This window comes from Streptomyces sp. NBC_00258, assembly GCF_036182465.1.
Lineage (GTDB): Bacteria > Actinomycetota > Actinomycetes > Streptomycetales > Streptomycetaceae > Streptomyces.
The window spans coordinates 9,242,792-9,256,101 of the sequence record NZ_CP108081.1 but is presented as its reverse complement, the minus strand read 5'-3'; the positions used below and the strand labels follow the sequence as shown (position 1 = coordinate 9,256,101).

Sequence of the window (13,310 nt, the reverse complement as noted above, 5' to 3'; positions counted from 1 at the left end):
GACCGCGCACTCCCCGTGGCCTCTGCCGGTGCCCCTCAGGGCACAGCCACCACCGCGTACCGCTCGTCCTCCACCTCTCGTCCCCACAGCAGCGGGTCGTCCGACAGCGGGTCCACTCGGACGTCCTCCGCGAGGGGTGCGAGCAGTCCGGTCAGCTGCTCGGCGGATATGCCGGCCGGGCTCACCGTCCCCCAGACGCCCTCTATGAGCACGAGTCGTCCGCCCGGCCGGAGCAGTCCGCGCCAGTGCCGCAGGACACGGCCGGGATCGGGCAGCGTCCACAGCACATGGCGGACAAGGACGACGTCGAAGCGCTGCTCCCCGACCGGCGGGGCGGCCGCGTCCCCGACCAGGAACGCGGCGTCCCGCCCGGCCAGCTTGGCGCGGGCGAGGTCGACCATGCGCGGCGAGGAGTCGACCCCGGTCACCCGATGCCGCTGCTCGGACGCGAGGAGCGACAGGCTGCCCGTACCGCAGCCGAGATCGAGCACGTCGGCCGGGCCGCGCGGCAGCCAGCCGCGCAGCCTCGCCGCCCAGGCCTCGCGCACGGCGGGATCCCGCAGTCCGTGGTCGGGCTCGTCGTCGAACGTCACGGACTCGGCGTCCCAGTCGACGCCGGACCGCTCTCCACCGGTCTTCGCTTCTTCGCCTGCCCTGTTACTCGTCATGTGCCCAGAGTGACACCCGCCACTGACAACGGGCCGCGCCCCGGACCGGCGCGGTACGACGACGCCCGGTGCGACGCCGTACCTGCGGCAGAACCGCACCGTACCTGCGCCGTACCTGCGCCGTACCTGCGCCGTACCTGCGGCAGAACTGCGCGGAACCCCCAGTTGTCCGGCATGTGGACTCACAGACGAAACGTGACTACCGCCACTGACAAGCGGGCACCGATGAGTCACTCTCCCCGGAACGGTCTACCTCCGTACAAACGCGGAACCCGGTAGATGCAAGGAGGCAGCCATGCGCCGTGTAACCGTGCAGAAGCCCCTGAGGAAGTCGGACTCCCGTCGCGTGCGGGACGACGCCGACGAGCGCCCCGCCGAGCGCCCGGAGGTCCGAAAGGACATCGCACGCACGTGGTGGCCGGACGGCTGAGCCGTCACGGCACCAGGAACCGTCACGGCGCCGGCCGCTTGCGGTAGTGGAGGCGGTCGTACGGCCCGTCCACGCGGCGCTCCACGAGTTCGTACCCGTACTTCGGGTAGATCTTCTGGTTCTCCCACATCAGCGCGTTCGTGTAGAGCCTGACCTCGGGCAGTCCGAGCGCACGCGCGTGTGCGTCCACGAAGGCCAGGAGCCGGCGTCCCACGCCCTGCCCATGCGCGTCCGGGTGGACGGCGATGCTGTCGAGGAACAGATGGTCCTCGTGCGCCTCGATCACCACGAGTCCGGTCACGGGCTCCCCCGTGACGAACACCCGCCCCGCCGCGATGTCGGCCGCGTGGTCCGCCTCCATGGGCCGCGGGACCACCCCGATCCGCTCGATGTAGGGGCGGTAGGCCGCGTCGGTCACGGCCTTCACGGCAGCCGTGTCGGAGGCGACGGCGGGACGGATCCGAGCCTCGTACGGAGTGTCCGCCGGGGCTCCTTCCGGAGTCTTCGTCATGGCCTGAACGGTACCTACCTGATCGCAGTCTCAGCACTCCCTTAAGCGGACCATAAGGATCGCCCTCACCCCCTCCCAACAGGCGATTTCGTGGTTTCGAGGGGCTAGCTTGCTGATCGCCCCCAGGCATCACAAGCACCCCGGACCCGCTTCGAGGAGTTCCCCCATGTCCGCTCGCCGCAAGGCCACCCGCACCCGCCTCGCCACGGTCGCCGCCGTCGGCGTCGCCCCGCTCACCCTGACCGGTCTCGCCGCCACCCCTGCGGTCGCGCACGGCTCGATGACGGACCCGGTGAGCAGGGTCGCGGGCTGCTTCGCGGAGGGTCCGGAGAACCCGAGGTCCGCCGCCTGCAAGGCCGCGGTCGCGGCCGGCGGCACGCAGGCCCTCTACGACTGGAACGGCGTCAACATCGCGAACGCCGCCGGGAAGTCGAAGGAGATCATCCCCGACGGAAAGCTGTGCAGCGCGGGCAACGACAAGTTCAAGGGCCTCGACCTGGCCCGCGCCGACTGGCCGGCCACGCGGCTGACCTCGGGCAACCGCACCTTCCGCTACAAGGGCACCGCTCCGCACAAGGGCTCGTTCGAGCTGTACGTCACCAAGGACGGCTACGACCCGACGAAGCCCCTGAAGTGGTCGGACCTGGAGTCGAAGCCCTTCCTCAAGGTCACCGACCCGCGGATGGAGAGCGGCGACTACGTCTTCAACGGTGTCGTCCCGGTCAAGTCGGGCCGCCACCTCGTCTATTCGATCTGGCAGCGCTCGGACTCCCCCGAGGCGTTCTACACCTGCTCGGACGTCGTGTTCGGGGAGGGCGGGGGCGGGGGCGGGGGCGGCGCCGAGGCCTCCACGGCCCCGACCGCGTCGGCGCCGTCCGACCAGGAGATCGAGGACGGCACCGACGAGTCGTCCGTGGAGCACGGCGGTCACGGCGACGACGACCCGAAGACCCAGGCCACGGCCACGGCGGCCGCGGACACCGCCTCGGACTCCGACGCCGGTTCCGCCGCCTCGGCGGCGCCGTCCGAGGCGGCGGACGACTCCGCGAGCGACGCCGAGCCCGCCGGCGGTTCGGAGAACCTCGCCGAGACCGGCGGTTCGAGCACCACTCCGTACGTCGCGATCGGTGGGGCGGCCGCCCTGGCGATCGGTGCGGCGGCGCTGTTCGCGTCGGTTCGTCGCCGTGCGGCGAGTGGCCGACACAGCCGATAGGGGCCTGCGGGCGGTACCGGATCTGCGGGCCGTCCGTAGCTGGTCGTGCCCACGTGGCGGAGCCGCACATCGATACAGCCCGCGCCCCTGACGGGGCGCGGTTCGCCAGTCCGTTAGCCGATCACCGACAGGCAGGTCGTCGGGGTGGCGTGTGCCGGATCCAGGGCGTTCGCCACCTCGTGGAATGCGATCCGGTCGATGAGCCCGATCGCCGCGTGTTCGGAGAGGTCGACCGCGCACAGGTCCTGGATCAGGACGTTGCGTACGTTCGGGCCGTCGAGGTACTGCGAGCGGTAGGGCGTGACGACCTCGTCGTACTTGGTGGCGATGACCGTGTAGCGGACACCGGGGACGGTGTCGCCGCCCGCGTTGAGCTTGGTCAGGAAGGCCGATCCGGCCACCTGGTCGGCGAGGGCGGGGGTGGCGGTGGAGAGCAGGTCGGCCGCGCCGGGGAAGGTGTCGAGCAGTTGGGTGAGTCCGTTCAGGGTGGTGCCGTGGTTGTCGGGGGCGATCCCGACGAGGGCGTTCACCTTGGCTGCTCCGCCGAGGAACTTCAGATAGTGACGGGGCATCATGCCGCCCTGCGAGTGGCCCACCAGGTCGGCCTCGGCCGCGCCGGTCGCGGCGAGCACTTTGTCGACGAAGGTCTTGAGCTGCTCCGCCGACTTGTCGATGGGACCGAGCCCGTTGAAGAACGGCACGCCGGGCAGCTGCCCGTAGTCGAGGGCGAAGACGCAGTAGTTGCGGTTCACGAGGTAGGGCGCGAGACCCAGCCAGTTGTCGACGGAGTTGGCGAAGGTGCCGTGGACGAGGACGACGGGGCGCGGGTGGGCGGCGGACGGCTTGCAGGAGTAGTCGTTCCAGCCACGGCTCGGCGCTGACTCGGCCTCAGCGGTGGCGGCGGAAGCAGCGGTGGCGGTGGGGACGACGGTGACCGCGGCGGTCAGCAGCAGCACGGCCAGGGGTCTGAGCAGGCGTTTCCAGGGCAGCATCGAGTGATCTCCTTGCGGCTCAAGGGAGTTGCGATGGCGTACGCCCTGTGATCCGGATCACGAGGATGCTGTTCTTTTGCCAAGTTACGAGTGAGTAGTAGAAGTGTGAAGTTACGCGTCAGTAAAAACTTCCGGTGCTGGCCGGGAGCACTGACACGTGCCGTGTAACCGTCACCAGGCGGGCCTGATGGGACCGTAGGGCGCAATGCGCAGCAAACGGTCACGCAACGCCCGGACTTCACCCTCGCCAAGCAGTTCGACCCAGGGGCCGACGGCTTCCGCGGCCGCCTCCTCGGCCGCCCGCGTACAGGCCCAGCCCTGCTCGGTCAGTACGACCAGCCGGGCGCGCGCGTCGTCGGGGTGCGGGCGCCGCTCGGCATACCCCTTGCGGACGATCTCGTCGACAAGTTGACTCGCGGCCTGCTTGGTCACGCCCAGATGGGCGGCCAGTTCCGTGGCCGTCGCCCCGCCGGGCGCGAGCCGCGCGAACGCGAACCCGTGCGCGGGCCGAATCCCCTCGAATCCACGGGCTACGACACCGTCGTGGATGCGCTGGGTGAGTTCGCCGGCGACGGCGAGCAGGGCGGCGGACAGGGCCATGGCCTCGGAGTTCTGCACGCACGCATTGAAACACCCTTGACGAATTGGTCAAGCGGCTTGACCATGGATCCATATAGTCAAGCAGCTTGACCATTCGTCGCCACCATTCACCACCGGAGGCAGCCGTGCCCGTAGTCCGCTCGTCCGAAGCCGTCGTCCACGAGATCCACGGCGCGCGCTTCGTCTCGTACGCCACTCCCCTCAGCGGGAGCAGAGAACTGTGCGCCTGGCGGGGCGAGATCCCCGCGGGCACGAAGGCGCCCGCGCACACGGTCAACCGCGAGGAGATCTTCCATCTCCTGGCCGGAGAGCTCCTGATGACGCTCGACGGCCGCACCGAGCGGCTCACCGTGGGCGACACGGTGATCATCAATCCCGGCGCGACACTCGCCGTGGAGAACCCGACCGAGGAGACCGCGATCTCCTGGGTCACCACGTCGATCGGCCTCCAGGCGAAGCTGGCGGACGGCACGGTCATCACTCCGCCTTGGGCCAACTGACCTGGCGGAAATGCCGGGGGCGCCTCATCAGGGGCGCGGGGCTGTGTCGATGTGCGGCTCCGCCGCGTGGGCGCGACCAGCCACATCCGGCCCGCAGCTCCCGAACGACCCGCACCCACCCGCTCCCCGCGGAGCGTTACGCGACCAACGACCCCGGCATCACCGCCCGCGGCCCGAACTTCGCCCGGACCCGGTCCGCCACCTCCTCCACCCGCCGGACCTTCTCGTCCACCGGGTCGAAGGTGAGCTGGTGGGAGGCCTGTTCGGCAGGGTCGAGCCCCTCGGCACGCAGGACGATGCCGCGGACCCGGGCCCGTTGCAGCCCGAGCGCCTCGTACATGCGGTACGCGGCGTCGGTGAGCGCAGAGGAGTGGGCGGTCGGCTCGGGGAGCGTGCGGGTGCGGGTGGTCGTGGAGCGGTCGGCGTAGCGGACGGTGAGGGTGAGCGTGCGGCACACCTTCTCCAGGGCGCGCAGCCGGGCGCCCAGCTCCTCGGCGGCGGAGAGCAGCGCGCGCCGGTGCAGGTCGGGGTCCAACTCATCGCGAGGGAAGGGTCGTTCGGCGGCGAGCGAGCGGGAGACGGCGTTCGGTACGACCCGGCCGCGGTCGATGCCCTGTGCCATCTCGTGCAGCTCGCGGCCCATGCGGGCACTGGTGAGCCGCTGCAATGTGGACAGGGGCGCGGCGGCGACCTTGCCGACGCTGTCCAGGCCGTACTCGCACAAGGTGCGGGCGGTGGCGGTGCCGACTCCGGGCAGCGCCCGCACGGGCTGTTCCTCCAGGAACTCCGCGAGGGCGCAGGGGTCTTCGGGCACCACGCGGGTCGTTCCGGGGGCGGCTTCCCGCAGGGCCATGCGTGCGAACATCGGCCCGGGTCCGGCGCCGATCACGCAGTCGACGCCGTGCCAGGCGAGCGCCCGTACCCGGATCAGCGAGGCCAGTTCCTCGACGTCCCGCCCGAAATACCGTTCGGCGCCCCGCAGATCGACGAGCGCTCCGTCGGGCGGCAGCGCCTCGACGACGGGGGTGAACTCCTCCAGCGTGCCGAGGAGCCCGGGCAGGGCGGCCTCGTACGCCGGAGGCAGCTGGAAACGTACGCAGAGGATGGTCATCCCGCACTCCCCGGGCTCTGGTGCCACAACTTCCTTCCGCCGGCGGGCCCTTCGCCCGCCGGGCGCAGATCCGCCCACGGATGCATTTCGTATCCCGTGGGCATCTGGATTCGACGGCCGCCCGTCGGATCTCCCGTGTCCCGCGAGCCGCCCTCGGCCTCGTCCTCCCCCTGCGGCTCGGCCAGTCGCAGGGCCACTCCGTCCAGGCCTTCCTCGCGCCGCAGTTCCACCAGGTCGGCGAGGTTCCAGGCGGCCGCCCCGACCACGCTGAGGCTGCGCGGGCCACGCCGCTGCACCACTCCGCGTACGAGCAGGAGCCAGGAGTGGAAAACGGTGTGGGCGCACGCGTCGTGGGAGTCGTCGAAGAAGGCGAGGTCGACCAGGCCGGTGCCGTCGTCCAGGGTGGTGAAGATGACCCGCTTGCCGGAGCGGATCGGCGGGGTCTGGGTGGCCGCCTTGGCGCCCGCGACCAGGACCGTCTCACCGTGCCGCGCCGCCCGCAGCCGGCGCGCGGTGACCACGCCCAGCTCATCGAGGAACTCCCGGTGATCGTCCATCAGATTGCGTGAGGCGTCCATGGAGAGCACACCCAGCTCGGCGCTGAGCCGCTCCGTCGAGGAGAGGTCGGGCAGCCCGGCCGGCGCGGTCTTCTGCCCACCGGCCAGGGGCAGTTGGTCTCCGCGACCGCCGCGTGCTCCCCGGTGCAGCTCGGTCAAGTGCAGTTGCAGATCACGGCGGTTGGCCCCGAAGGCGTCCAACGCCCCGACCTGCGCGAGCCGCCCGGCCAGCGGTCTGCTCGGCCGGGCCCGTTCCCAGAAGTCGAGCAGCGAGGCGTACGGCTGCCCGTCCGCGATCCGCGCCGCCTCGGCCTCGCTGATGCCGTGCACGTCGGAGAGGGCGAGCCGCACCCCCCAGGCCTTCCCGGAGCCGCCGAGGGCCTTCCCGGCCACTCCTCCGAACCCCTCAGATTCAGACACCAGTTCGATACGGTGTGCGACCGCCGACCGGTTCACGTCCAACGGCAGGATCGGCACCCCCCGCCGCCGCGCGTCCGCGAGCAGCAGCCGCTTCGGATACATACCGGGATCGTGGGTGAGCAGCCCGGCGTAGAAGGCGGCGGGATGATGCGCCTTCAGCCAGGCCGACTGGTACGTCGGCACGGCGAAGGCCACCGCGTGCGCCTTGCAGAAGCCGTACGACCCGAAGGCCTCGACGATCTCCCACGTACGGGCGATCGTCTCCGCGTCGTACCCCCGCGCGGCGGCATGCTGCGCGAACCACACCCGGATCCGTCCCTGCGACTCGGGGTCGGACAGTCCGCGCCGCACCCGGTCCGCCTCGTCCCGCCCGCAGCCGGTCATGATGTCGACGATGTCGATGATCTGCTCGTGGAAGACCACGACCCCGTACGTGCTCCTCAGCGGCTCCTCCAGATCCGGGTGCGGGAAGCGGACCGGCGCCCGGCCGTGCCGCGCCTCGATGAACGGCCGCACCATGTCGGCCGCGACCGGCCCCGGCCGGAAGAGGGAGATGTCGACGACGAGATCGTGGAAGGTCGCGGGCTGGAGTCTGCCCACCAGGTCCCGCTGACCAGGCGACTCGATCTGGAAGCAGCCCAACGTCTCGGCGGACCGGATGAGTCGGTACGTCGCCGGGTCGCCCTCCTCGACGGCGTCCAGGTCGACCCGGTCCCCCGTGGCCCGCTCCACCTCGGCCACCGCGTGTGCCATCGCGGACTGCATGCGTACGCCCAGCACGTCCAGCTTGAGCAGCCCGAGGTCCTCGACGTCCTCCTTGTCGAACTGCGACATGGGCAGCCCCTCGCCACTGGTCGGCATGACGGGCGTACGGGCGAGGAGCGAGGCGTCGGAGAGGAGCACCCCGCACGGGTGCATGGCGACCCCGCGCGGCAGGGCGTCCAGCGCCTCCACCAGTTCCCACAGCCGCCCGTACTTCTCCATCTCCCCGGCCAGAGAGCGCAGTTCGGGCAGTTCCTCCAGTGCCGCGCGGGCGTCGCGGGCGCGGATGTGCGGGAAGGACTTGGCGATGCGGTCGATGTCGGCCGGGTCCATGGAGAGGGCCGCGCCGACGTCCCGTACCGCATGACGCACCCGGTACGTCTCCGGCATCGCCACGGTCGCGACCCGCTCGGTGCCGAACCGGCCGATGATCGCGCGGTAGACCTCAAGCCGGCGGGCGGACTCCACGTCGATGTCGATGTCGGGCAGGACCGGGCGGCGCTTGGACAGGAAGCGTTCCATCAGCAGCCCGTGCTCGACGGGGTCGGCGTGCGCGATGCCGAGGAGGTGGTTGACGAGCGAGCCCGCGCCGGAGCCGCGCGCGGCGACCCGGATACCCATCTCCCGTACGTCGTCCACGACCTGAGCGACCGTCAGGAAGTAGGAGGCGAAGCTGTGGTGGGCGATGATGTCCAGCTCGCGGTGCATCCGCTCCCAGTAGCCGCGCGCTTCGGGGGAACGGTCGTAGCCGCGCAGCACCATTCCCGCCGCCGCCCGCGAGGTCAGTACGCGCTGCGCGGTACGGCGTCCGGCGCCGACGAGGTGCGGCTCGGGGAAGTGCACGGCACCGAGGCCGAGGTCGTCCTCCGGGTCGACGAGGCACTCGGCGGCGGTGGCCCGTGTCTGTTCGAGCAGGCGGTACGCGGTGTCACGGCGGAAACCCGCGGCCTCGACGATCCGTTCGGCGGCGCCGAGCATGGCGCCCGCGTCCTTGAGCCAGGCCTCGCCGCTGTCCAGTTCCTTGCGGGGGTCGACCGGCACGAGCCGGCGGGCGGCGTCCAGGACGTCGGCGACCGGGCCCATGCCCGGGTCGGCGTACCGGACGGCGTTGCTGAGCACGGGCCGCACCCGCTGCTCGGCGGCGAAGCCGACGGTACGGGCGGCCAGCCGCAGCGAGCCGGGACCGGTGCCCTCGCGCCCGTGCCAGACCGTTTCGAGACGCAGGGCGTCGCCGTAGACCTCCCGCCAGGGCGCGAGCAGTTTCGCGGCCCGGTCGGGGCGCCCGGCGACGAGCGCCCGGCCGACGTCGGAGGCGGGCCCGAGCAGGACGGTCAGGCCGTCGGCGTGGTTGTCCGCCCAAGGGAGCAGCGGCCCGCCCGAGTCGCCCGCATGCGCCGCAGTAACGATTCTGCAGAGCTCGGCCCAGCCCTTCGCGCCATCCCGGGCGAGGAAGGTCACGCGGGGTGTCGACTCATCGATGAAGGCACCGCCCCGCACGGGAGCCCGCCGCCGCTCCCCTCTTACGGGCCCACCGGCTACAGGCCCACGGACTGCGGGCCCACCCGCCCGTACGGACTCCCCAGCCCCTACGCCCCCCGGGGTTCGCGCGGACTCCCGGACCCGTACGGGCTCCTCGACCGCGAGGTCGACCCCGAACAGTGGACGCACACCCTGGGCGGCGCAGGCCTTGGCGAAGCGGACCGAGCCCGCGAGGGTGTCCCGGTCGGTGAGGGCGAGCGCGTCCATGTCCCGCTCGGAGGCACGCTCGGCGAGACGCTCCGGGTGCGAGGCCCCGTACCGCAGGGAGAACCCGGAAACGGTGTGCAGATGCGTGAAGCCCGGCACGCGCACCTCCACCACTCCCAGGGGCTCCCACACCAGCCCTCGAACATTTGTTCCCTACTCCCTCACCCCCACCATAGACCAATTCCCGAACATGTGTGCGACATCCGTTCGGACCCGTCCCACCTGCGCAAACGCCGGGCGGCTCGGACCGTGGGGGCATGACACAGACAGGCGGGGCCCCACGCCGGACCTTCCTCGACGAGGTGAAGGACGGAGTCACTCCGCGGGCCACGCTGCTCGTCATCGGCGTGGTCGCCCTGCAGCTGCTCTTCATCGCCTCCTATGTGGGGGCGCTGCACAACCCGAAGCCGAAGGACGTGGCGTTCGGGGTGGTCGCCCCCGGGGCCGCCGCCGACCAGGCGGTGGCCCGTCTGAAGCAGCTCCCCGGCGAGCCCCTGGACCCTCGCGCGCTCCCCGACCGGGCGACGGCACGCGAGCAGATCGTGAACCGCGACATCGACGGCGCCCTGGTGATCGACACGGCCGGCACCACCGACACCCTGCTGGTCGCGTCCGGCGGCGGCAAGGTCCTGGCCAACGCACTGATCGCGCTCACCACCGGGCTGGAGAAGGACCAAGGGCGCACGGTGAGAACCGTCGACGTGGTCCCGGCCGACGCACAGGACGCCAACGGGCTCACCACCTTCTACCTGGTCGTCGGCTGGTGCGTGGGCGGCTATCTGTGCGCGTCGGCGTTGGCGGTCAGCGCGGGCGCGCGCCCGGCCAACTCCCGGCGCGCGACGATCCGGCTCGCCGCCATGGCCGTGGTCGCGATCGCCGGCGGACTCGGCGGCGCGGTCATCGTCGGACCGGTCCTGGGAGCCCTGCCGGGCAGCGTCTGGGCCCTCTGGGGGCTCGGCGCGCTGATCACCTTCGCGGTGGGAGCGGCCACACTCGCGTTCCAGTGCCTCTTCGGGATCATCGGCATCGGAGTGGCCGTACTGCTGGTGGTGATCCTGGGCAACCCGAGCGCGGGCGGCGCCCTTCCGCCCCCGATGCTGCCCCCGTTCTGGAAGGCGATCGGCCCCGCCCTGCCCCCGGGCGCCGGCACCTGGGCGGCCCGCTCGATCGCCTACTTCAAGGGCAACGACACGACAGCCTCACTACTGGTCCTCTCTGCCTGGGCGGCAGTCGGCAGCGCGGTCACACTCGTCGCGGGCTCGCTGCGGAAAAAAGCATCAGCCCCGTAGCTTTTAGGGGCGCGGGGAACTGCGCACCCAGCCACGGCCGGCCCGCACGAAGCACCCGACGCGAAAAGCCCCGCCCCCGCGCAAGCGGGAGCGGGGCTTTCAAAGAAACCCGCGACGGAACCGTCAGCCGATCTGCGTCCCCGTGGCGGACAGCGCCTCGGTCACCGGCTGGAAGAACGTCTCCCCACCGGAGGTGCAGTCCCCGCTGCCACCGGACGTGAGTCCGATCGCGCTGCTGCCCGAGAACAACGACCCACCGCTGTCACCCGGCTCCGCGCAGACGTCGGTCTGGATGAGCCCGTTCACGATGTCGCCGTTGCCGTAGTTCACGGTGGCGTCCAGCCCGGTCACCGACCCGTCGTGCACCTGGGTGGTGGAGCCGCTGCGGGTGACCTCCATCCCGACCGTCGCCTCCGCCGCACCCGTGATCTCCTGCGCGGAACCGTTGTAGAGGTTCACCTCGCTCGGGTGGTCCACGTCCGCGGTGTACTTCACCAGGCCGTAGTCGTTGTCGGGGAAGCTGGAGTCCGCGTTCTCGCCGATCGTGGTGCCGGACGAGTCGGACCAGCTGGTGATGCCCTCGGTGCAGTGCCCGGCGGTGAGGAAGAACGGCTCGCCGCCCTTGACCACGTTGAAGCCGAGCGAGCAGCGGCCGCCGCCACCGGTGATGGCGTCACCGCCGGCGATGAAGGGCTTGAACTCCCCCTTCGTGGTCTTGAGTTCGGCCTTGGCGCCGAGCCCGTCGACGACCTTGGTCAGCTGCGCCATCTTCGCGCCCTTGACCGTACGGTCCGCGGTGACGACGACCTTGTTCGTCGCCGGGTCGACCGCCCACGAGGTGCCGGGGATGGTCGCGTCCTGCTTCAGCGTCGTACGGGCGCCCTTCAGTTCGGCGAGGGAGTTCTCGACGATTCTGGCCTTGGCGCCGGCCGACTCGACGGTCTCGGCCGCGGCCTTGTCGAGGACGTTCACGACGAGGCTCTTCGCCTTCGCGTCGTAATACGTTCCCGCCGCGTCCGTGCCGAGGTCCTTGCCGAGCGTCGAGGCGAGCTTTCCGGCCGCCGTGACCGAGAGGGTCTTGAGCTCGGGAGTGGGCGCGGTCTCACTCGCGTTCGCACTCTGCAAGGTGACTCCCGCGGCGACCAGTGCGGCGATGCCCGCACCTGCCACGGCCGCCCGCCGCTTGGGTATGCGTCGGTGCTTCAACTTGTGTCCTCCTGTGGGGGGTCGGAAACGACGGCTGTGGGGGCCATCGAGACCGAAAGGTGTACGGACATGAGCCCGACTCGCAATAAAAGCCGCGTCCATGCCAACGGACGCCGACCACTATTCCGAGGCCGTACGGGAGCACACAAGGTCGACTTCAGGACGCGCGTGCCACAACGGACGCGCGCCCCCGCATGGTTGACGCGCGTTGACAAGTAGCCGTCTCACCACGTCGATTCCCATAGCAAACACTACGAGCGAGTAACTAACGCCATTCCGTGAGGTCTAGTCCTGTCCGGATTTCGACCCTCCGAAGTCCGGATCCAACGGTGTCTCGACGGGCGGGAGTTGCTCCTGCATCGATTGCTGCCACTGCGCCAACAGCTGTTGTGCCTGTGCCGAGAGCTCCTGCGGCTGAATCGGAGGCTGCTGCGCCTCGGGCAGCGACTGCTGCGTCCGATCCGTCCCGCCCGACGGCTGCTGCGCCTGGGGCGCGGGAGGCGCCGCCTGCTGCGCCGGCTGCTGCGCCCGCTCCAGGAACCGCAGCAGTTCGACCGGGAAGGGCAGGACGAGCGTGGAGTTCTTCTCGGCGGCGACCGCCACCACGGTCTGCAGCAGCCGGAGTTGGAGCGCGGCGGGCTGCTCGGACATCACCCCGGCGGCCTCCGCCAGCTTCTTCGACGCCTGGAGCTCGGCGTCGGCGTTGATGACCCGGGCCCGGCGCTCACGGTCGGCCTCGGCCTGCCGGGCCATCGACCGCTTCATCGTCTCCGGCAGCGACACGTCCTTGATCTCGACGCGGTCGATGGACACGCCCCACTCCACGGCCGGACTGTCGATCATCAGCTCCAGACCCTGGTTGAGCTTCTCGCGGTTCGACAGGAGGTCGTCCAGCTCGCTCTTGCCGATGATCGAGCGCAGTGACGTCTGCGCCATCTGCGAGACCGCGAACCGGTAGTCCTCGACCTGGATGACCGCGTCGGCGGCGGACACCACCTTGAAGTAGATGACAGCGTCCACGCGCACCGTGACGTTGTCCCGCGTGATGCCGTCCTGCCCGGGTACCGGCATCGTCACGATCTGCATGTTGACCTTCTGGAGCCGGTCCACGAAGGGCACGATCATGGTGAATCCCGGACCACGCACCCCGGATCGGAGCCTGCCGAGGCGGAGCACCACGCCCCGTTCGTACTGTTTGACGACGCGGGCCGCCGCCATCGCGTACACCGTTCCGACGGACGCGAGAGCCACTCCCGCCGTCACCAGCTCCTCGATCATTACGACCCCCAGGGTCCGTATCGGGCG

General features: G+C 70.8%; 12 protein-coding genes. 4 read left to right on the top strand and 8 right to left on the bottom strand.

The window, feature by feature from the left end; genetic code table 11:
* Positions 1–35 precede the first annotated feature (35 nt).
* The gene (locus OG718_RS41250; RefSeq protein WP_328846590.1) at positions 36–668 is read right to left on the bottom strand and encodes a class I SAM-dependent methyltransferase; all 633 of its coding nucleotides are present in this window, start codon (positions 666–668) and stop codon (positions 36–38) included.
* A 295-nt stretch (positions 669–963) separates the two neighbouring features.
* Here OG718_RS41250 and OG718_RS41245 point away from each other — a divergent pair, with 295 nt between their 5' ends.
* The gene (locus OG718_RS41245; RefSeq protein WP_257678067.1) at positions 964–1,098 is read left to right on the top strand and encodes a hypothetical protein; all 135 of its coding nucleotides are present in this window, start codon (positions 964–966) and stop codon (positions 1,096–1,098) included.
* Between the two features lie 22 nt (positions 1,099–1,120).
* Here OG718_RS41245 and OG718_RS41240 read toward each other — a convergent pair whose 3' ends face one another.
* On the bottom strand, positions 1,121–1,609 hold the full coding sequence (locus tag OG718_RS41240) for a GNAT family N-acetyltransferase (RefSeq protein WP_143635883.1): 489 nt from the start codon (positions 1,607–1,609) through the stop codon (positions 1,121–1,123).
* Between the two features lie 166 nt (positions 1,610–1,775).
* Between OG718_RS41240 and OG718_RS41235 the strand changes: the two genes are divergently transcribed.
* Entirely contained in the window at positions 1,776–2,822 is a 1,047-nt protein-coding gene (locus OG718_RS41235; RefSeq protein WP_328846589.1) for a lytic polysaccharide monooxygenase auxiliary activity family 9 protein, read from the top strand.
* A 113-nt stretch (positions 2,823–2,935) separates the two neighbouring features.
* Here OG718_RS41235 and OG718_RS41230 read toward each other — a convergent pair whose 3' ends face one another.
* Complete coding sequence (locus tag OG718_RS41230) at positions 2,936–3,814, bottom strand: esterase/lipase family protein (RefSeq protein WP_328846588.1); 879 nt, start codon at positions 3,812–3,814, stop codon at positions 2,936–2,938.
* Positions 3,815–3,985: 171 nt separating this feature from the next.
* Positions 3,986–4,432: a MarR family winged helix-turn-helix transcriptional regulator gene (locus tag OG718_RS41225; protein WP_328846587.1), complete on the bottom strand. Its 447-nt coding sequence runs from the start codon at positions 4,430–4,432 to the stop codon at positions 3,986–3,988.
* 107 nt (positions 4,433–4,539) lie between these two features.
* Here OG718_RS41225 and OG718_RS41220 point away from each other — a divergent pair, with 107 nt between their 5' ends.
* On the top strand, positions 4,540–4,914 hold the full coding sequence (locus OG718_RS41220) for a cupin domain-containing protein (protein ID WP_328846586.1): 375 nt from the start codon (positions 4,540–4,542) through the stop codon (positions 4,912–4,914).
* Positions 4,915–5,050: 136 nt separating this feature from the next.
* Here OG718_RS41220 and OG718_RS41215 read toward each other — a convergent pair whose 3' ends face one another.
* Positions 5,051–6,025, bottom strand: coding sequence for a DNA polymerase Y family protein (locus OG718_RS41215; RefSeq protein WP_143635893.1), 975 nt, complete (start codon positions 6,023–6,025; stop codon positions 5,051–5,053).
* Complete coding sequence (locus OG718_RS41210) at positions 6,022–9,609, bottom strand: DNA polymerase III subunit alpha (protein ID WP_328846585.1); 3,588 nt, start codon at positions 9,607–9,609, stop codon at positions 6,022–6,024. The genes OG718_RS41215 and OG718_RS41210 overlap by 4 nt, the downstream gene beginning before the upstream one ends.
* Positions 9,610–9,767: 158 nt before the next feature.
* Between OG718_RS41210 and OG718_RS41205 the strand changes: the two genes are divergently transcribed.
* Positions 9,768–10,799 carry a DUF3533 domain-containing protein gene (locus OG718_RS41205; RefSeq protein ID WP_328846584.1) on the top strand — a complete coding sequence of 344 codons (1,032 nt, stop codon included), beginning with the start codon at positions 9,768–9,770 and terminating at the stop codon, positions 10,797–10,799.
* A 123-nt stretch (positions 10,800–10,922) separates the two neighbouring features.
* Here OG718_RS41205 and OG718_RS41200 read toward each other — a convergent pair whose 3' ends face one another.
* Entirely contained in the window at positions 10,923–12,005 is a 1,083-nt protein-coding gene (locus tag OG718_RS41200; protein ID WP_143635897.1) for a S1 family peptidase, read from the bottom strand.
* A 285-nt stretch (positions 12,006–12,290) separates the two neighbouring features.
* Positions 12,291–13,283, bottom strand: a complete 993-nt coding sequence (locus tag OG718_RS41195) for a slipin family protein (protein ID WP_328846583.1) — start codon at positions 13,281–13,283, stop codon at positions 12,291–12,293.
* Positions 13,284–13,310: the final 27 nt, after the last annotated feature.